The organism is Paraburkholderia bonniea, from assembly GCF_009455625.1.
Taxonomy (GTDB): domain Bacteria; phylum Pseudomonadota; class Gammaproteobacteria; order Burkholderiales; family Burkholderiaceae; genus Paraburkholderia; species Paraburkholderia bonniea.
This window is the reverse complement of sequence record NZ_QPEQ01000001.1, coordinates 1,184,688-1,203,341: the sequence shown is the minus strand read 5'-3', so window position 1 is coordinate 1,203,341 and position 18,654 is coordinate 1,184,688. Positions and strand designations below refer to the sequence as shown.

The window sequence follows — 18,654 nt, the reverse complement described above, 5'->3', positions numbered from 1 at the left end:
CCGGTAAAGTGCTCCCCCAATGCCGCTCTGAACTGAAAACGGCTGCCGTAACCCGCGCCACACTTCCGGTACGCGCAGCGGTTTATCGAGTCATCTATTCATGAAACTCATCTGCTCTGCCCTGTTCTGTGGCTGGCTTGCGCTGCTGTCGTTGTCCAGCTTTGGTGCCACGCTAGATGCGCCGCTCGCCTGCACCGTATCGGCGCACCGTTTTATTGGCGAGCTTCAGACGCAGCATCTGATCGAACCCCAGCCCATGCGGGTGGAAAGTAATTCCATCAATGCGTTCCGGCCTACATCGGACGCGACGCTAACGGCATTTGGCTTTCGTGTGTTCGCGGTGGTGGGGTTCGAAAAAGACGATCCGCTATTTCGCCCGGGGGATGGCGAGCCGCTGGCCGCGTCGGCCTATGGCGCGGTTGTGCTGGGCAGCGAAACCAAAGTCCAGGCAGCGCTGGAAGCCGCTGGCAGTCACGCCATCGTGCATCGGGTGGCACCTTTTATTACCGCGATTTTTTGCAAGTGGAGCTGAGGATGGAGAGCACGGTGTGGCGGATGGTGCTTTCTCTTTAGATGAATTCGCAGCGGCATTGTGCCGTGACGCCATCCACACACAAAGCGTGTGGTGCTAACTAACCGCTATGTGTGCGCTATGTGTGGCATGGCAATGGCAACGCAGTGGTTCTTAGCGTCGCCGCATGAGGAAAACGTAGGTTTTGTCTTGCATCGAGCTCTCGACCAGCTCGTTGTGGCTCTGTCTGGCAAAGGCGGCAAAATCGCGCTGCGAGCCTGGATCAGTCGCCAGCACCTTGAGGATCTGGCCGCTTTCCATATCAGCAAGCGCTTTTTTAGCGCGCAAAATCGGCAGCGGACAATTCAGCCCTCGCGCATCGACTTCCTTGTGGACCTGGATTTGCATCAGCAATGACCTTCGGCATGAGGTGCCACAGCGACGCTGGGCAGAATGCCGGATTCTACCGCAGCGGCTATCTGCCGCGTGCTTGCGGTACTTGTCACCCCTGCCCCTCTCCCCCCTGCCCCCCCTGTCATCACGTAGCTGGAACCTGTATCGCCTGCCGTTTCATTACGTGAGCCACACGCTATACGCGATACGCCGGCGCGCTCAACCGGGCCCTAATCCAAGCCACTGATCAAGTACCTCGCGCCGCTGCGCCAGCGCGTCCAGCGTGCCATCGAACACAATCGCCCCATGCCCCATCACCGCGACGCGATCTGCCAAACGGTGCGCCAGTACGAGGCGTTGTTCGATCAACAACAGCGCAATGCCGCGTGCCCGCAGCAGTTGCAAAACACTCTCGACCTGTTCGACCACCTGGCTGGCCAGCCCTTCCACCGGTTCATCCACCAGCAGTAAATCTGGATCACCCAGCAACGCCCGTGCCAGGGCCAGCATCTGCTGCTCTCCCCCTGAAAGCACACCTGCCCGCGTCGAAGCGCGTGCCTGCAACACCGGAAACAGCGCGTAAGCTTCAGCGAGCGTGAAGCGCGGTGTGGCACGTCTGGCGCGTTTTTGTGTCTGCGTGGAGAGACCGAGCAACAAATTGTCGTGCACGCTCAGCGTGGCAAAAATATCGCGGTGCTCTGGGACATAGCCGATACCAAGACGAGCGATCTCGAAGGTGCGCCGCCGGCCTAACGCGACACCTGCGAACTGCCTCTGGCCCTCGGTACGCACGAGACCCATGATTGCCCGCGCCAGCGTCGAGCGCCCCGAACCATTGCGGCCCGCCAGCGCGACCACCTCGCCTGCGTGAATCTGTAGATCAATGTCGTGCAATACCTGGCTCGCGCCGTACCACGCGCGCAAGCCACCAAGCTCCAGCAGCGTGGCGCTCATAACGGCCACCCATCGCCCAGATAAGCAGCGCGGACCGCCGCATTAGCGCGAATCTCGGTTGGAGTGCCCGTTGCCAGCACCCGCCCCTGGACCAGCACGGAGATCCGGTCAGCAAGCCCAAACACCGCCTCCATATCGTGTTCGACCATCAGCAGGGTGCGTTGCGCCATCATCGTGCGAATCAGTTCAATCGCCCGCGCGGCTTCCGCCCGGTTCATGCCCGCAGTCGGCTCATCCAGCAGCACCGTATGCGCGCCGCCCACCAGCGCCAGGCCAAGATCGAGCGCGCGCTGCTCGGCATAGCTCAAAGTGCCCGCGAATTCATCACGCCGCGCGGTGAGGCCGATGGCATCCAGCATCTGGGCTGCACGGGCGTCGCTGTCCGGCGCATCGCGCCAGAGCCGCCATGAGCTACGCCCGCCAGGCGAAGCGAAGGACAACGCACAGCGCAGGTTATCGAACACACTCAAGCCGCCAAACACGCGCGTCGTCTGGAAACTGCGGGCGAGGCCACGGCGGCTGACCGCTTCGGGTGTGAGCCGGGTAATGTTTTCGCCGTTCAACTCGATGCGGCCAGCGCTGGGCCGGTCAGCGCCCGCGATCAGGTTAAATAGCGTCGATTTGCCCGCGCCATTCGGGCCAATGAACGCGTGGCGCTCGCCGCGTTCAATCACGAGATCGACGCCACGCAGGATCGGCGTCGCACCCGCGCGTTTTTCAACGCCGCGAAGCACGAGCGCGGCGCTCATGACGCACCTCGCGTTTCAATCACTGGTGCGTTGGCACCCACGCTGGCCTTGGCTTCCATACCGGCCAGTTGGGCCCAGCGGCGCAGCGCGCCACGGTATGCCAGTGCGCCCGCTCCCGCCAGCAGCAGCGCCATTAGTGCGCCAAGCCACGCCATGCGGGCCTGAGCCCAATAGCCTGGCGAGCGGTTGAGGGGGGCGTCGACACTGAACGCGACCCCGTATGCCCACTGCACCACCAACACCACCGCACTACTCCAGGCCAATACCGCCAGCACACTAAGCAGCGCGGGCAGCGCACAAGGACGCCAGCCGTAGCGCGCCAAACGGGCAGCCTGACGCCGGGCTAAACCCATCAAGCCATCAGGCGACACCATCACCACCACAAGAAACAGCAAGCCGAGATAGAGCGGCCACGCGCGCGTGACGCCCGCCAGCGCGACACTAAAAATGTTCAGCACGATAGCGCCGAGCACGGGCCCGAAAAACGATGCGGTGCCGCCAATCACTACCGCCATCAACACCGAGCCCGAGCGCAGCATGCTGACGCTTTCGGCTGAAACCAGCTCAACGTTAATCAAGCTCAGCGTGCCGGCGATGCCCGCGAAAAACGACGCCAGCAACATCATCCTGAAACGGATCTGACGCGGCGAGCCCCCGAGCGCTGCGACCCGCACTGGGTTATCGCGCACGGCATAAGCCTGACGGACAAGCGGCGTGCGTGACAGCGCGAACATCGCCATGCCTGCCAAGAGGCACCATCCGGCGATCACCGCATAGGCCTCATTGGCGGGCCCGAAGCTCCAGCCGCCCCATGCGCCATGCGCCCGGTCAATCGGCACTCCGGCTTCGCCGCCAAACCAGTTGGGCAGCGTCCATGCCGCAGCGGCGACCAGTTCGCCAAGGCCCAGCGTAATCATCGCAAAGGCCGTGCCCGCGCGGCGTGTGGCGATGATCCCAAGCAGCGCCCCAGCCAGCATCCCACCCAGACCACCGGCAAGCGGCAGTAACGGCAACGGCATGCCGAACCGGTTGAACAACTGCGCAGCAATCAACGCGCCCAGCCCCGAGCAGGCCGCGTGACCGAACGACAGTAAGCCGGTGCTACCGAGCAGCAAGTTATAAGACAGCGCGAAGACGATCATTGCGGCTGTCTGCGAGAGATAGGCCAGCAACCAGCCGTGAGCAGACAGCAGCGGCGCGAGAACCACGGCCGCCAGCGCAACGGCTAGCGCCAAGGACCGCAGCATGCGGCGCGATGGGAGGATTTTGGGCGAATCAGGCGGCGTCATCGCGTTGCCCAAATAGACCACGCGGCCGCATCACTAGCATCGCTACCAGCAACATATACGGCACAAGCGGGGCCAACTGGGAAACGCTTAAGCCACTCCATTGCAGCGGTAGCGGCATCCCCAGCCACTCAACGAGACTGCCCAGCGTTGCTGCGCTGCCCACGGCGAAAGTCTGCACGCAGCCCACCATCAGCGACGCCACCAGAGCCCCGCTCAGCGACCCCAGCCCACCCATGACGACAACCACAAACATCAGCGAACCTGCCGTATCGGCCATGCCTGGTTCAATCACGAAAAGCGGCGCGCCGATCACCCCAGCCAGCGCGGCCAACCCAGTGCCAACGGCAAACACCCCGGTAAACACTCGCGGCACGTTGTGGCCTAACGCTTCAACGGCACTCGCGTGCGTCAACGCCGCACGCACAATCAACCCGACACGGGAAAAACGCAACACGCCATAAAGCACGGCAAGCATGGCGAGCGAGACCAGCATCATGAAAGCGCGATAACGCGGTAACGGCACGCCGTAAAGCGTCAGCAAGGGCCCATCCAGCACGGCAGGCACGCTCATGCTGAAAGTTTGCAACCCCCACACCAGCGTAACCATCTCTGCGATCAGATAAGCCGCGCCGAAAGTCAATAGCAGTTCAGGTAAATGCCCATGCGGGCGCACACGACGCAACAAGCCACGCTCCAGCACCGCTCCCAGTCCGCCGACAAGCATCGGAGCCAACACCAGCGCACTCCAGAAACCTGCATAAGCGGCAATGGCGAGGCCGATGTAAGCCCCGAGCATATAAAAGCTGGCATGAGCGAAGTTCAGCACGCCGAGCATGCTGAAGATCAGCGTCAGTCCGGCCGACAGCATGAACAGCAGCAGCCCATAGCTGATGCCGTTCAGCAGATTGATCGCAAGTGATTGCACGTGATGCTGGCGCAGTGATGCTGCGCAGAAGAAAGAAACCCGATGGCGTCAGAACTGACGCCAGCAGAAAGCGCGAGAGGTGCTGACGCGCCTCTCGCGCAGCAGCGCCATGCGATAGAGAGGGGGCCTTGGCAGGTGTATGGCTGGGCTTGGGCTTGGGCTTGGGCTTGAACCCGGGCCCAGCCCCCTCTTGCGGGCTGCTTCCTAGAGCCGCGCTTCAATCCAGCCTTTGACGCCAGCCAAAGCCGCAGGCAAGCCAGCAGGCTCAGTTCCGCCTGCTTGTGCCATATCGGGGCGGCCACCGCCTTTGCCGCCCACTTGCTGGGCGACAAAGTTCACCAGATCACCCGCCTTCACTTTTTTGCTGGCTTCCGGTGTCACACCTGCAATCAGGTTGACCCGATCGCCCTCAACCGAAGCCAGAACGATCGCCGCGCTTTTCAGTTTGCTTTTGAGTTTGTCGACGGTTTCACGCAGCGCCTTGACATCAGCGCCATCAAGCATCGCTGCCAATACCTGAACGCCCGCCACCTCTACGGCCTGACCAGCTAGTTCATCGCCCTGGCTGGAAGCCAGTCTTGATTTCAGCGCGCCCAGTTCTTTTTCAAGCGCCTTCACCTGGTCTTGCACTTGCCCGATGCGTTGCGTCAGGTCAGCAGGTTGTGTCTTGAGCGCCGCCGCTGCGGCATGAATACGTGCTTCGAGCTCCTGCACATAGCGCACTGCGTTATCGCCCGTAATGGCTTCCACGCGCCGGATCCCCGCAGCTACGCCACCTTCCATCACGATCTTGAACAGGCCGATATCGCCAGTGCGGCGCACGTGCGTGCCGCCACATAGTTCGCGTGAAAAGCCGAGATCGAGCACCCGTACTTCATCGCCATATTTCTCGCCGAACAGCGCCATCGCACCGCCTTTCACTGCGTCATCGAATGACATCAGCTGCACGATGCCCGGCGCGTTGGCCAGGATTTCAGCGTTGACGATGTCTTCGACACGGCGAATCTGCTCGTCAGTCATCGGTGCGTTGTGAGCGAAGTCGAAGCGGGTCTTGTCGGGATCAACCAGCGAGCCCTTTTGCTGCACATGCGCACCCAACACTTCGCGCAGCGCTTTATGCATCAAGTGAGTGACCGAGTGATTACGCTCAGTGCGAGTACGCCGCACCGCGTCGATTTCCGCCTTGACGACATCGCCCAGCTTCAGCACGCCTTGTTCAAGCGTGCCGTGATGACCCACGACATCGGCCTGCACTTTGGCCGTATCGGTGACGGCAAAACGCACGCTGGCGTTAGCCAGTACGCCCTGATCGCCCACTTGCCCGCCGGACTCGGCATAAAACGGCGTGTGATCCAGCACCACGACCGCTTGCTGACCCAGTTCAACCTGCTCGACCGCCGTGCCATCGACATACAGTGCGATGATCCGGGCGTCATCAAACAAAGTTTTCTCGTAGCCATGAAACACTGTTTTCGCGCCGGAATAGTCCAGCCCCTGAGCCATCCGGAACTTGCCCGCCGCGCGCGCCTGATCGCGCTGACGCGCCATGGCGAGATCGAAAGCGGCTTCATCGACCGTTACCTCGCGTTCACGGCAGACATCTGCGGTGAGATCGAGTGGGAAGCCATAGGTGTCGTGCAGCTTGAACGCCAGTTCGCCATCGAGCATCTTGCCGCCCTTCGCTTCAAGCTCGGCCAGCGCACCGTCCAGAATCGACATGCCGTGTTCGATCGTTTCGAAAAAACGCTCTTCTTCCTGGCGCAAAACTTCGGCCACGCGCGGCCCGGCTTCCTTGAGTTCCGGATAGGCGCCGCCCATCTGCTCGACCAGATCAGGCACCAGCCGGTGGAAAAACGCGCTTTTGCGACCCAGCTTGTAACCATGACGGATCGCCCGGCGCACGATGCGGCGCAGCACATAGCCGCGCCCTTCATTGCCCGGAATCACGCCATCCACAATCAGGAACGAGCAGGCCCGGATGTGGTCCGCGATAACTTTGAGGGAGTTGTTGCTCAGGTCGGTGACGCTGGTTTCGCGGGCCGCTGCTTTAATCAGCGCCTGGAACAGGTCGATCTCGTAGTTGCTATGCACGTGCTGCAAGACCGCTGCAATGCGCTCCAGCCCCATGCCCGTATCCACGCACTGCTTGGGCAGCGGTGTCATGTTGCCCTGAGCATCGCGGCTGAACTGCATGAACACCAGATTCCAGATTTCGATGTAGCGGTCACCGTCTTCATCAGGCGAGCCCGGCGGACCACCCCAGATGTCAGGGCCGTGATCGTAAAAAATTTCGGAGCATGGCCCGCATGGACCTACATCCGCCATTTGCCAGAAATTGTCCGATGCATAACGCGCACCCTTGTTGTCGCCAATCCGGATGATCCGCTCAGGCGGCACGCCTACTTCTTTGGCCCAGATGTCATGGGCTTCGTCATCTTCCTGATAAACCGTGATCCAGAGCTTGTCTTTGGGTAGCTGATAGACGCCCGTCAGCAACTCCCACGCGTAATGAATCGCGTCACGCTTGAAATAATCGCCAAATGAAAAATTGCCCAGCATCTCGAAGAACGTGTGGTGGCGTGCCGTATAGCCAACGTTTTCGAGATCGTTGTGCTTGCCGCCCGCACGCACGCTGCGCTGCGAAGTGGTGGCCCGGGAGTACGGCCGCGCTTCTGTTCCAAGGAAAACATCCTTGAACTGCACCATGCCGGAGTTGGTAAAGAGCAGCGTGGGATCGTTGCCAGGCACAAGGCTTGAGGAACGAACAATAGTGTGGCCCTTCGATTCGAAGAACTTGAGGAATTTTTCGCGGATTTCGGCGGCTTTCATGGCGGGGCGGGGACGGTCCTGGCTTGATCTGGCGGCATCGGCGATGCGTCAGACGGGGATTTCATGGTCGGCCGATTATACGGGATCGGCATTGCCGCGCGACGGCGTAACGACGGACCAAAACGCCATGCTGGCCATCCGGCCAGGGCTCCGGCACACCGTCCTGGCCAGATGACCCAGGCCATCTGGCCGAATAGGATGACCGCACAGAATCGCTTAAGATTGCCGCTCCTCGAATGGATTGCGATCCACCAACTCACCGGAGACAAAACTGCATATGGGCGCTCTCAGCCATATCCGCGTGCTGGATCTCACCCGCGTGCTAGCGGGCCCGTGGTGTTCGCAAACACTCGCCGACTTCGGCGCAGACGTCATCAAGATCGAGCGGCCACATACCGGTGACGACACCCGGCACTGGGGCCCGCCATATCTGCAGGCACCCGACGGCAGCGACACGCCAGAAGCCGCCTACTACCTCGCCGCGAACCGCAACAAGCGCTCGCTGACGGTCGATATCTCAACGCCTGGCGGGCAGCAGATCATCCGCGAGCTAGCGCTCAAAAGCGACGTCGTGCTGGAAAACTACAAGGTTGGCCAGTTGCAGAAATACGGTCTTGATTACGCCTCGCTGAAAGCGCTCAAACCTGATCTGGTTTATTGCTCGGTCACAGGCTTTGGACAAACCGGCCCTTACGCCAACCACGCCGGGTACGACTTTATCGTGCAGGGGATCGGCGGCTTCATGAGCCTGACCGGTGAGCGTGACGACCAGCCCGGCGGCGGCCCGCAAAAAGCAGGCGTCGCCATTGCCGACCTGATGACCGGCATGTACGCCACCATCGCCGTGCTCACGGCCCTCACACACCGCGAGCGCACCGGCGTGGGCCAATACATCGACATGGCGTTGCTCGATGTGCAAGTCGCCATGCTAGCCAACATGAACACCAATTTTCTGGCTAGTGGCACACCGCCCGTGCGCTGGGGCAATGCTCATCCGAACATCGTGCCGTATCAAACCTTCCAGGCCAGCGACGGCTGGCTCATCGTCGCGGCAGGCAACGACAGCCAGTTTCGCAAATTCGTTACAGCAGGCGGGCAGGCGGAACTGGCCAGCGACCCACGCTTTGCGACCAACCCTGAACGAGTACGCCACCGCGAGGTGCTGGTGCCGCTTCTCGCTGCGATGGTGCGCACCGCCAGCAAACAGCACTGGATCAGCGCGCTTGAAGCGGCGGGTGTGCCATGCGGGCCGATCAACAATCTGGCAGAAGTGTTCAGCCATGAGCAAGTGCTCGCCCGCGGCTTGCAAATCGATCTGCCCCACCCCAGCGGAGCTGTAGCCCGGCTAGTGCGCAATCCCATCAACATGAGCGAGACCCCGCCCGAAATGCTGGCGCACCCGCCAACCCTTGGCGAACACACCGAGGCGGTCTTGCAACAAGTGCTCGGCTACGACGCCGGCCAGCTCGCCGCGCTTCGCGCGCAAGCGGTGATCTAGCTTCACCTGGCGGCCCCGGCTGCATCACCGTACGAGGCTTTGCCTGCCGTGCCAGGCAAAGCACTGCGCAGCGGGGGCCTCAGGTAGAATTGGCAGCCCCGTGCGCACCACACGCGCTTCTCCGACCAACCTGCCCTCCTCGCATGACTACCGAACGCAACGATCCCCCTGCGGCATCCAATTTCATCCGCAACATTATTGATGACGACAACCGCACCGGAAAATGGAACCAGCGGGTGGAAACGCGCTTTCCTCCCGAGCCGAACGGCTATCTGCATATCGGCCATGCGAAGAGCATCTGTCTGAATTTCGGCATCGCCCGCAGTTATGGTGGCGTGTGCCATTTGCGTTTCGATGACACCAACCCCGAAAAAGAAAGCGTCGAATACGTGAATTCGATTATCGACGCCGTTACCTGGCTCGGTTTTGAATGGCAGCACAACGGCGCGGAACATCTGTATTACGCCAGCGACTACTACGACAAGCTGTATGCGTTTGCCGAGTTGCTGATCGAACGCGGCCACGCCTATGTAGACAGTCAGTCAGCCGAACAAATGCGCACCAACCGTGGCTCGGCAACTGAAGTTGGCACACCATCGCCGTTTCGCAACCGCACACCGCAAGAAAACCTGGATCTGTTTCGCCGCATGAAGGCGGGTGAATTCAAGGAAGGAGAGCATGTGCTGCGCGCGAAGATCGACATGAGTTCGCCTAACTTCAACATGCGCGACCCGGTGATCTACCGTATTCGTTTCGCTCACCACTACCGCACTGGCGACACCTGGTGTGTGTACCCGATGTACGACTACACCCACTGCATTTCGGATGCGCTGGAAAACATCACGCATTCACTCTGCACGCTCGAATTCGAAGATCACCGGCCGCTCTACGACTGGATTCTCAACCAACTGGCTGATGCCGGTGTGTTTCAGCGCCCACTGCCCCAGCAAATCGAATTCTCCCGTCTCAACCTGACTTACGCGATCACCAGCAAGCGCAAGCTGCTGCAACTCGTGACGGAAGGCTATGTCGATGGCTGGGACGATCCACGGATGCCGACTATCGTCGGTGTCCGTCGCCGTGGCTTCACGCCAGAAAGCATCCAGTTGCTGTGCGACCGGATTGGCGTAACCAAGGTCGATTCATGGATTGACATGAGCGTGTTCGAAGGCGCGCTGCGCGACGATCTCGACGAAAAAGCCCCGCGTGTCACCGCCGTGCTTGATCCGCTCAAGCTCATCATCGACAACTTCCCGGCCGATCTCACAGAAACCTGCAGCGCGCCAGTTCATCCGCATCATCCCGAGCGCGGCACGCGCACCTTTCCGTTGTCGCGCGAACTGTGGATTGAGCGCGAAGACTTCAGCGAAGCGCCACCCAAGGGTTACTTTCGCCTGTTCCCCGGCAACCGGGTACGGCTGCGGTATGGCTACGTGGTCGAATGCACCGGCGTGGACAAAGACGCGAACGGCAACGTCATCGCCGTTCACTGCAATTACTTCCCGGACAGCCGCTCCGGCACCGAAGGTGCGAACAGCTACAAGGTCAAGGGCACGATCCACTGGGTCAGCGTCGCTAGCGCCTGCCCGGCTGAAGTGCGGCTGTACGACCGGCTCTTCAAGGAAGCGCAGCCCGACGCGGGAGGACGTGATTTTCTGCAGGCGCTGAACCCGGATTCAAAACGCGTCGTCCATGCCTATCTCGAACCCGGTGCGCACGAAACAGCGGCAGAGCAACGCTTTCAGTTCGAACGGCACGGCTACTTCGTAACCGACCGGATTGATTCAGCGCCAGGCAAGCTGGTGTTTAACCGGATCGTGAGCCTGCGTGACAGCTGGGGCAAACCGTCCTGACGCAAAAATGCCTGCTGGGCTGAAAGCGGCTTCTTCGCCGCCTGCAGCCCAGCAGGCACACATCGCACATCGCGCATTACTCTCTTGCACTACGGCACGCCACTCGCGCCTGGCCCCTTTCTTTCCCCACCTCCAGCACACCCTCCGCCACGCCTTACACCAGCACCTGATGCAATTGCGTCAGCGACAACGTTGTCTGAAACAAGCGGGTCAGGCTGCGGCTAGCGTAATGCTCAATCTCATCTGGCGTAGACCAGCGGTACGCATCCATTTCAGGAATCAGCACACCGTCGGCACGACGGGGGAAAAACGAGGTGCAGATGCAGCGCGTCAGGTCGAATTCGTCCGGATTCGCCCGGGCCGCAAAGAGATGCAAATCCTTGTCGCGGCGATACACAAAAAGCCCTAGATCCGTTAGACGATCCGGGGCCAGCACCATGCCGGTCTCCTCGACCAGCTCGCGTAGCGCTGTAACGTCCGCCACTTCGCCATCTTCGCCATGGCCTTTGGGAATGTCCCAATGCGAGGTTCCGGTCGCATGAGCGAGCAATACCCGGCCCTGCGCATCAAGTAGCACCACGCCGCATGAAACGATCCGCTGCATCACGCCACGCTATCTGCGCGAGGTTTGCTATGCGGTGCTGGCTCAGCAAACCACTCCGCAAGCAGATCTAGCCGAATCCGCGATGCACTCATGACTTCTTCTGCAATTGCCATTTGCCGCTGCCGTGACGGCAAAACTGCGGGTTCAGCCGCATCAATTGCCCTTTCGCTTCAAGCTCCACGGTTACTGTGCGGCAAGTACGGTCACCATCCGTGGCCGTGCTTTTCGGCGTGATAACCGCCTCGATCCGTACGCTATTGCCGGTTCCTTCGTTGACCCAGTTGCTGCCCTTGCCGTCTTGCTGCTTGTCGAGGGCCTCGAATACCGCCACCTTCACTGAAGCAACATCACGCGGCTTCATATAACTAATAGGCGTGTCGTTCAGAAAACCCAGATTTGCCGCTTGCGCGCCGCACATGCTGGCCAGCAACACGCTGCCAAGCATCAGATAAAGGGGCGTGCGAATTCGCTTCGACATTGATTTTTCTCCTTGAAAAGCCGTTTGAGTGAGCGTGAAGCCAAGGCAAAAATAAAGCCGGAGGAGAATAGCACGCGACGCTAAAAGAACCTGCTCTAGCACGGCAAGGCGCACAGGATCTCAGCGTCGTGCTTGCGTGGCCGCGCTTGCAAACCCAGGAAAAAGGCAGCAAAAACCCGCGGCGCATGGAGCTGGCGCGCGCGGGAGATTGATGCAATTCAGTGGCAACCGGGAGCTGTGTGTTTTGCGTCAAACATCCGGCGCGGCTACCTAGCCTAATGCCCTTGCAGCAACCGCAATTGGCCTCATCGCCATGCAGTGCGCACCTTCCAGCGTGATCGGTTTTTTTAAAGGGAGGAAGTGAGAGGGCAGCCTATTGGAGGAGGATCCAATTTTTGGGGCAACCGGCAAGCTAGGTGGGGATGTTCAGTAAAAACGGGAATGGCTTGCATGACATCTGGCCCCCCCACGAGGAATCGAACCTCGATTTCAGGTTTAGAAGACCCGTGTTCTATCCGTTGAACTATGGGGAGGCAAGCCCGCTATCTTAACCGATGAAACGGGGTTCAAACGCTCGATGAACCCCACAGCAACCGAACGACTCCACTAAATCAGGCAGAGGCCCGTCACCGGGCCATGCATCAAGCGACCGGCGCATGCCACAAAAACCATGCGAAACACCCCGCGCCCGCAATCATGCAATACACGCCGAACGTTGCCAGCCGGCCGCGCCCTTCGAAATAACGCATCAGAAAACGCACGCTGAGATACGCCGCGATCGCGGTCAACACTCCGCCCAGCAGCGCGTCGGCGAGTTGCCCAGGCGCGTGGAACAGCTTGGGCAATTCCAGCAGGCCCGCCGCGAAGATAATCGGCGTGCCGAGCAGGAAAGAAAATTCAGCGGCTTTTTCGGCGCTCAAACCGGCGGCGTTACCGGCAATCATCGTCAGCCCGCTGCGCGAGAACCCCGGGATCAACGCGCCGACTTGTGCCAGCCCCACCAGAAACGCCTGGCCAAACGTGAGTTGCTCTGGCGCGCGATGCGCACGCGCACGCTGCAAACGGTCACCCAACCAGAGCAGCACGCCATTCACCATTAGCGCCAGCGCGACAATCCGCAAATCATGAAACACCTGCTCAATACGCTTTTCTAGCAATAGCCCCACCAGCCCTGTTGGAATCGTGCCGATAATCAGCGCCCACATCATGTGACCGTCGTCGTTGCGGCGTCCCGCCAGCGAGCCGCAAAAACCCCGCACCAATGCCACCCAGCGCTTGCGGAAGTACCACAGCAAAGCAAACGCCGTCCCGAGATGCAGCGCGACCAGAAATGGCAGGAGTTGCGGCGCGTGCTTGTCGATGTGCATGCCAAACAACGCAGGGACCAGCAAGGTATGGCCAAGACTGCTCACCGGGAATAACTCGGTCACGCCCTGTAAAACACTGAGAAAAATCAGAAACAGCAAGCTCACGTGTAAATCCTCGGCAAAAGTGAATCAAGGCGCACAGGGCCCGAAAGGGCACCGATTATGCCTGGCCACTCTGGCCGCGCCAAGCCTTGCGCTGGGCGCGTTACACAATTTCGGGATAAATCCGCGAGAGGCCGCGCGGCGTCATATAAATGAAAGACAAATGAGGGATTTTTAACAGGCTTTAACCGGCACGCCATAAGCCGGTTGAAGTTTATTTGAAGGCGTTTTTAACCTGCGGGGGTGGTGTCAGGTTGCGCTTGCGGAAAACCAAAGGCCGAAAAGAATTCGCCCGTGCCCGTGCTTTAGCGCACCAGTTTGTAAAAGAAATAAACCGTGCTGCCGACAAACATACCGACTATCGCAAGCCCCATTGCAAATGCCAGATCCATTGCGCCTCCTGAAATACAGGTGAGGTTCTCGTCAGGCCTTGGGCCTTAAACCTTAAGCCAGGTGCCTCGCTGGTTAGCACCACACACCACGCACCACGTACAGCACGTCATCCGGGCACGTTGCGCCGAAAGAGGGTTTCGTCCGGTAGCAAAGCAGCGCAGAATCAGCGGCTGCTTGTCTCGCCCGCTACGCTGATATATCAGCTCAGGCATAGCGGCTCAGGCATATCAGCTCAAACAACCGTCGTCTTGCCACACGTCCTTGCTTCATCGCGCTTTAATCCTGTGACTTCAATCTCATAACTCAACGCCGCCAGGACCCGCCATTATCCATGACTCTCTTACCACCGCCCCCCACGCTTGAAATCGCCCATGAACACTCCGTATTGCGCGCCGCGCCACACACTGGCGGCCTGCTGCTGTCATGGGTGCTCGATGGCCAGCCGGTGATTCACTGGCCAGATGATGCCGACTGGAGCCAGCCGAGCAAAATTCGCGGCGGCAATCCGTTGCTGTTCCCGTTTCTCGGGCGGCACCGGGTGAATGGCCAGATCGGCCTGTGGCGCGACACCGCAGGCATCGTGCGCGAGTTGCCCATGCATGGCTTTGCGCGCCAGTCGCCGTTCGCTGCGGAGCGCGATCCCGAACGCCACAGCCTGCGTCTGACGCTTGAAGACAGCCCCGCGACACATCCCGCTTATCCGTTTGGCTTTCGCTTCGAGGCCAGCTATCAGCTAACCGAACGCAACACGCTAGACGTCGAACTGACCACCACCAATACCGGCACGTCCCGCCTGCCCTATTACGCCGGACATCACTTCTACTTCGCGCTGCCACATGAGCTGCGCAGCACGACGGTGCTGGCCATGCCTCCCAGTGCGCGCCGCGTGCAAAACGCCGACGGCTCCATTAGCGCCGCAGAGCCCGGCGCTACGCGCTATACGCTCGATGAAACGCGGCTTCATGATCGCTTCCATTGCCTTGAAGGCACGCCCGAACAGCCTGTGCAATTGATCGCCCCAGGCCTGCAACGCGTGGTGTCGCTTGATCTAAACCGTCCGGGCTCGGTGCCGTGGTACGCCGTGACAACCTGGGCTGAAACCACCGAAGCCGATTACTACTGCATCGAACCATGGCTTGGCTTGCCCGATGCGATTCATAACGGTCAGGGACTCCGCTGGCTCGACCCTGGACAAGCCGAAACCGCTGCTCTGCGCATCACGGTAACGACCTTGCGTTAAACGAAGCACTACGCCAGTCAAGGCACCCCTGCAGTCAAGACGGGCCAGCATGCTGGCGTTTTTAAAGCTAGCGCGCAAAAAACCCGTTTAGAATCGGCAGCTTTACCTGCGCTGTCCGGTCAGAGACCGGAGAAACAGTCAGCCGTGGTGTCTTGAGAGGTTCAATGCTGGGAACACATGTCAAACGGCTAGCCTGCTGTGCGCTGGCCATCATCCTCGCCGCCTGCGGTACACCAAAGGTCGGCCCAGGCTACTACCGGGTGGAACGAGGCGATACCCTTTCGCAGATTGCCCGCAAGCAGCGGCAATCGGTCCAGAGCATCGTGCGCTGGAACGCGCTCTCCAACCCGGATGCGATCGAAGCCGGCCAGGTGTTGCGCGTAACACCGCCCGCCAATACGGCAAGCGCGAGCAATTCAGGCACTGCTGCCCGCAGCGCCAGCAACACCGGCAGCGCCAAAATCGCGGGCAAGACACGCAGCGCCCCGGCACGTAGCACCCCAGCCCCAGTTGACACCCCACCGCCAGCGACCTCGATCGCGTTGGTCTGGCCTGCGGCGGGTTCTGTAGTGCGCAACTTTGACGGCAAGAATTCGAAGGGCATTGATATTGCCAATAGCGCGGGGACGCCAGTCAATGCGGCCGCGTCGGGCACGGTGGTGTATGCGGGCAATGGGCTGCGTGGCTATGGCAACTTGCTAATCGTCAAACATAACGCGCAGTATTTGACCGCCTATGCGCACAACCGGACGCTTTTGGTCAAAGAAGGCCAGGCCGTCACCCAGGGGCAAAAAATCGCGGAAATGGGCAATACCGACGCCGACCGGGTCATGCTCCATTTCGAGCTGCGCTATCTGGGCAAGTCGATCGACCCTTCACGCGCATTGCCCGCGCGCTAGCCCGGTTACAGCACCCGCAACCCCAGTTCAGTCACCAGCACCGCTGCCTGTTCGTGCGAAATCGTTGCGCCGCGAAACATCCCCGCATCCACCAGCCGCACGCCGCTTAAATCTGCTTGACGCAGATCGGCACCGGCAAAACGGGCGTCTTTCAGATTGGCATCCTTGAGGCTGCCGCCCTCGAAGATCGCGTCACGAAAATCCGCCCCCGCCAGATCGGCATCTGAAAAATCGAGCTGCTGCAGCGTGGTCTTGCGAAACGACAGACCACGCAGATGCGCCCCTACCAGCAGCGTTTCGACAAAACACAGACCAAGCGCGGCACAGGCTTCGAAGTTCGCGCCGGTCAGCTTGCAACTGGTGTAAGTCACCGATGCCAGCCGTGCGTGACGCCAGTTCGTGTTGTTGAGATCGCTCGACTGAAACACGGCATCCACCAGATCCGCTGCGGCAAAATCCGCTTCGCGGCCACGGCAGCGCAGCCACTGGCTCTGCGACAGCGCCGCGCCAGCAAACGAGGTTTCCATCAGCGCGCAACGGTGGAACACCGCGCCACGCAAATCAAGCCGCGACAGATCAGCCCCAGCAAAATCGCAATCGTCAAAATACAGCGGCTGGGTCGCGGCGCGCAGCAGCGCTTCAACCTCGGCGCGCGGCAGCGTTGCGCTTGCCACGCGCTGGGTGTGTTCAAGGGAGAGTGGGTGATCAGAAGACATGTCCGGTTCCTGCGCCGCGCTCAAGGACGCGGCAAAACGACAAAGCAGCAAAGCGTACCGGAACCCTGCTGAATTAGGGGCCTCCGTAACGATGGTTTATAGTAGCCAGCCCGCCTGCCCCCCCTGCCTTTTCAATGACATCCTCCGACTCCGTGCATAGCCCGCTCTACCTCACTTTGCTCGCAGAAACCGCGCAAATTGGCTGGCCCGAACTCGAACGCTTTTTTGCCAAGGGCATCTTGCTGCATGTGGCGCGTGATCTTGATCTGGTGAGCGTCGCCGAAGCCATCGCCAGCGACCACACCACGCAAGTCACGCAATGGCTTTCAGCCGGTCTGGTTGAGCGCATTCAGGCCACGACCGCCGCTGATTTCGCCGCGCGTGACCCCGATTTGTGGGCCGTGGTGGTATCGCCGTGGGTCTGCGTGCAGGAACGCGGTTGAGCCTCCCGCCACCGGCACCAGGCTGCAATGAACCACGCTGACACTGTGGCAACAGCAACAGCCGCCACCGAAGCAGCAACAGCAACAGCGCCCGATTGCAGCCATCGCCGGGTGCTGGCGCTGGCCGTTCCGATTGTGCTCGCCAATCTGACCCAGCCACTCCTCGGTGCAGTCGATACTGCGGTTGCTGGCCACCTGGATCAGGCTTCGTATTTAGGCGGCGTCGCACTTGGCGGGCTTTTCTTCAATTTTGTGTTCTGGGGTTTTGGCTTTTTGCGCATGGGCACCACGGGGCTCGCCGCTCAGGCGTTTGGTGCCAACGACACTGCCAGTCTACGTCTGACCCTCTGGCGAGCGCTGCTGCTGGCTTTCCTGCTTGGCGCGGCGGTGCTGCTCGTGCAAGCCCCGTTGCTGCAAGCCGCGCTAGCGCTGCTGGGCGGCAGCGCCGCCGTGCAGCAGCATGCGCTGGCGTATTGCCACGCGCGCATCTGGGCCGCACCGTTCGCGCTGGCCAACTACGTCATTCTGGGCTGGCTGCTGGGCACTCAACGGGTGCGTCTGGCGCTGGCGCTGCAAATCCTGATTAACCTCGGCAATATCGGCGCGGTGTTGCTGTATGTGTATGGCTTGGGCTGGGGTGTCGCAGGCATCGGGGCCGCAACGGCCTCGGCGGATACCCTCGGTTTCCTCGCTGGAGCAGCGCTGCTGTGGCACCTACGGCCACGCAGCCTGCCACCCCTGAGCCGCGCCGCCCTGCTCCAGCGCGAAGCGCTGCAGCGCCTCATCTCGCTGAACCGCGACATCTTCATCCGCACGCTCTGCCTGCTCGCTGCATTTGGCTGGTTCGCGCACCTCGGTGCTAAACAGGGCGACATCACACTCGCCGCGAATGCGCTTTTGCTGAATTTCCAGACCTTCATGGCCTATGGCCTCGATGGCTTTGCCCATGCTGCAGAAGCGCTAGTGGGCGCAGCCATTGGCGCACGTGCGCCCCATGCATTGCGCCAGGCGCTGCGCGTCACGCTGCTGTGGTCGGCCCTCGGGGCGGCGGGATTTGCGTTGATCTACTGGAGTGCCGGCGCATGGTTCATCGCGCAATTGACTGACCAGAGCGCCGTACGCGCAGCGGCGCAGGCTTTTCTGCCATGGGCAGTGGCTTTGCCAATGGTTTCGGTCTGGGGATTTTTACTGGATGGCGTGTTTATCGGCGCGACCCGGACCCGCGCCTTGATGCAGGCGATGGCGCTCTCGTTTGGGTTGTTTATTGCCGCGTCATGGATGCTCACCACGCCTTACGGCAACCACGGACTATGGGCCGCGCTACTGCTCTTCATGGCCGCGCGCGGCATCACGCTGGCGTGGTGCTTGCCGTCATTGATGCGCTTTAGTCATTCCCGCCTGGCATAAAACA

At 60.7% G+C, this 18,654-nt stretch carries 17 protein-coding genes and 1 tRNA gene; 7 read left to right on the top strand and 11 right to left on the bottom strand.

The genetic code is table 11. The annotated features are described in order from the left end of the window. Positions 1-100: 100 nt before the first annotated feature. Positions 101-532 (top strand): hypothetical protein, encoded by a 432-nt coding sequence (locus GH656_RS05255; RefSeq protein WP_153074908.1) that lies wholly within the window; start codon positions 101-103, stop codon positions 530-532. Positions 533-685: 153 nt separating this feature from the next. Here GH656_RS05255 and GH656_RS05250 read toward each other — a convergent pair whose 3' ends face one another. From GH656_RS05250 to alaS, 6 genes are all read right to left on the bottom strand, one after another. After that, positions 686-913 carry a sulfurtransferase TusA family protein gene (locus GH656_RS05250; RefSeq protein ID WP_153076566.1) on the bottom strand — a complete coding sequence of 76 codons (228 nt, stop codon included), beginning with the start codon at positions 911-913 and terminating at the stop codon, positions 686-688. Between the two features lie 210 nt (positions 914-1,123). Further along, on the bottom strand, positions 1,124-1,858 hold the full coding sequence (locus tag GH656_RS05245) for an ABC transporter ATP-binding protein (RefSeq protein WP_153074907.1): 735 nt from the start codon (positions 1,856-1,858) through the stop codon (positions 1,124-1,126). Next, positions 1,855-2,607, bottom strand: coding sequence for an ABC transporter ATP-binding protein (locus GH656_RS05240; protein ID WP_153074906.1), 753 nt, complete (start codon positions 2,605-2,607; stop codon positions 1,855-1,857). The genes GH656_RS05245 and GH656_RS05240 overlap by 4 nt, the downstream gene beginning before the upstream one ends. Further along, positions 2,604-3,854, bottom strand: coding sequence for a branched-chain amino acid ABC transporter permease (locus GH656_RS05235; protein ID WP_246184210.1), 1,251 nt, complete (start codon positions 3,852-3,854; stop codon positions 2,604-2,606). The genes GH656_RS05240 and GH656_RS05235 overlap by 4 nt, the downstream gene beginning before the upstream one ends. Before the next feature lie 28 nt (positions 3,855-3,882). After that, positions 3,883-4,821 (bottom strand): branched-chain amino acid ABC transporter permease, encoded by a 939-nt coding sequence (locus GH656_RS05230; RefSeq protein ID WP_153074904.1) that lies wholly within the window; start codon positions 4,819-4,821, stop codon positions 3,883-3,885. A gap of 204 nt (positions 4,822-5,025) precedes the next feature. Then, on the bottom strand, positions 5,026-7,650 hold the full coding sequence (gene alaS / locus GH656_RS05225; protein ID WP_153074903.1) for an alanine--tRNA ligase: 2,625 nt from the start codon (positions 7,648-7,650) through the stop codon (positions 5,026-5,028). A gap of 277 nt (positions 7,651-7,927) precedes the next feature. Here alaS and GH656_RS05220 point away from each other — a divergent pair, with 277 nt between their 5' ends. Both GH656_RS05220 and GH656_RS05215 read left to right on the top strand, forming a co-directional pair. Then, the gene (locus GH656_RS05220; RefSeq protein ID WP_153074902.1) at positions 7,928-9,148 is read left to right on the top strand and encodes a CaiB/BaiF CoA transferase family protein; all 1,221 of its coding nucleotides are present in this window, start codon (positions 7,928-7,930) and stop codon (positions 9,146-9,148) included. Positions 9,149-9,291: 143 nt separating this feature from the next. Continuing rightward, positions 9,292-11,001 (top strand): glutamine--tRNA ligase/YqeY domain fusion protein, encoded by a 1,710-nt coding sequence (locus tag GH656_RS05215; protein ID WP_153074901.1) that lies wholly within the window; start codon positions 9,292-9,294, stop codon positions 10,999-11,001. 154 nt (positions 11,002-11,155) lie between these two features. Here GH656_RS05215 and GH656_RS05210 read toward each other — a convergent pair whose 3' ends face one another. From GH656_RS05210 to GH656_RS05195, 4 genes are all read right to left on the bottom strand, one after another. Next, positions 11,156-11,608, bottom strand: coding sequence for an NUDIX hydrolase (locus tag GH656_RS05210; RefSeq protein ID WP_153074900.1), 453 nt, complete (start codon positions 11,606-11,608; stop codon positions 11,156-11,158). A gap of 85 nt (positions 11,609-11,693) precedes the next feature. Continuing rightward, the gene (locus tag GH656_RS05205) at positions 11,694-12,083 is read right to left on the bottom strand and encodes an RT0821/Lpp0805 family surface protein (RefSeq protein WP_153074899.1); all 390 of its coding nucleotides are present in this window, start codon (positions 12,081-12,083) and stop codon (positions 11,694-11,696) included. 458 nt (positions 12,084-12,541) lie between these two features. Then, a tRNA-Arg gene (locus tag GH656_RS05200) sits at positions 12,542-12,616 on the bottom strand. A gap of 108 nt (positions 12,617-12,724) precedes the next feature. Then, on the bottom strand, positions 12,725-13,555 hold the full coding sequence (locus tag GH656_RS05195; protein ID WP_153074898.1) for an undecaprenyl-diphosphate phosphatase: 831 nt from the start codon (positions 13,553-13,555) through the stop codon (positions 12,725-12,727). 721 nt (positions 13,556-14,276) lie between these two features. On the opposite strand from GH656_RS05195, the gene GH656_RS05190 reads away from it, so the two are divergent. After that, complete coding sequence (locus GH656_RS05190) at positions 14,277-15,185, top strand: aldose epimerase family protein (RefSeq protein ID WP_153074897.1); 909 nt, start codon at positions 14,277-14,279, stop codon at positions 15,183-15,185. A 164-nt stretch (positions 15,186-15,349) separates the two neighbouring features. After that, positions 15,350-16,084, top strand: coding sequence for a peptidoglycan DD-metalloendopeptidase family protein (locus GH656_RS05185; protein ID WP_153074896.1), 735 nt, complete (start codon positions 15,350-15,352; stop codon positions 16,082-16,084). Positions 16,085-16,089: 5 nt separating this feature from the next. Here GH656_RS05185 and GH656_RS05180 read toward each other — a convergent pair whose 3' ends face one another. After that, positions 16,090-16,800: a pentapeptide repeat-containing protein gene (locus tag GH656_RS05180; RefSeq protein WP_153074895.1), complete on the bottom strand. Its 711-nt coding sequence runs from the start codon at positions 16,798-16,800 to the stop codon at positions 16,090-16,092. A gap of 134 nt (positions 16,801-16,934) precedes the next feature. Between GH656_RS05180 and GH656_RS05175 the strand changes: the two genes are divergently transcribed. Together GH656_RS05175 and GH656_RS05170 are read left to right on the top strand one after the other, a co-directional pair. Continuing rightward, positions 16,935-17,243, top strand: a complete 309-nt coding sequence (locus tag GH656_RS05175) for a DUF2288 domain-containing protein (RefSeq protein ID WP_153074894.1) — start codon at positions 16,935-16,937, stop codon at positions 17,241-17,243. A gap of 27 nt (positions 17,244-17,270) precedes the next feature. Next, positions 17,271-18,650, top strand: coding sequence for an MATE family efflux transporter (locus GH656_RS05170; protein ID WP_153074893.1), 1,380 nt, complete (start codon positions 17,271-17,273; stop codon positions 18,648-18,650). The last annotated feature ends 4 nt before the right edge of the window (positions 18,651-18,654 follow it).

What these genes read in the sequence shown, in the direction of transcription:
- GH656_RS05255 (WP_153074908.1), top strand. Translation starts at nt 101, where the DNA reads ATGAAACTCATCTGCTCTGCCCTGTTCTGTGGCTGGCTTGCGCTGCTG.
- GH656_RS05245 (WP_153074907.1), bottom strand. Translation starts at nt 1,858, where the DNA reads ATGAGCGCCACGCTGCTGGAGCTTGGTGGCTTGCGCGCGTGGTACGGC.
- GH656_RS05240 (WP_153074906.1), bottom strand. Translation starts at nt 2,607, where the DNA reads ATGAGCGCCGCGCTCGTGCTTCGCGGCGTTGAAAAACGCGCGGGTGCG.
- GH656_RS05235 (WP_246184210.1), bottom strand. Translation starts at nt 3,854, where the DNA reads ATGCTGCGGTCCTTGGCGCTAGCCGTTGCGCTGGCGGCCGTGGTTCTC.
- alaS (WP_153074903.1), bottom strand. Translation starts at nt 7,650, where the DNA reads ATGAAAGCCGCCGAAATCCGCGAAAAATTCCTCAAGTTCTTCGAATCG.
- GH656_RS05220 (WP_153074902.1), top strand. Translation starts at nt 7,928, where the DNA reads ATGGGCGCTCTCAGCCATATCCGCGTGCTGGATCTCACCCGCGTGCTA.
- GH656_RS05215 (WP_153074901.1), top strand. Translation starts at nt 9,292, where the DNA reads ATGACTACCGAACGCAACGATCCCCCTGCGGCATCCAATTTCATCCGC.
- GH656_RS05205 (WP_153074899.1), bottom strand. Translation starts at nt 12,083, where the DNA reads ATGTCGAAGCGAATTCGCACGCCCCTTTATCTGATGCTTGGCAGCGTG.
- GH656_RS05190 (WP_153074897.1), top strand. Translation starts at nt 14,277, where the DNA reads ATGACTCTCTTACCACCGCCCCCCACGCTTGAAATCGCCCATGAACAC.
- GH656_RS05185 (WP_153074896.1), top strand. Translation starts at nt 15,350, where the DNA reads ATGCTGGGAACACATGTCAAACGGCTAGCCTGCTGTGCGCTGGCCATC.
- GH656_RS05180 (WP_153074895.1), bottom strand. Translation starts at nt 16,800, where the DNA reads ATGTCTTCTGATCACCCACTCTCCCTTGAACACACCCAGCGCGTGGCA.
- GH656_RS05175 (WP_153074894.1), top strand. Translation starts at nt 16,935, where the DNA reads ATGACATCCTCCGACTCCGTGCATAGCCCGCTCTACCTCACTTTGCTC.
- GH656_RS05170 (WP_153074893.1), top strand. Translation starts at nt 17,271, where the DNA reads ATGAACCACGCTGACACTGTGGCAACAGCAACAGCCGCCACCGAAGCA.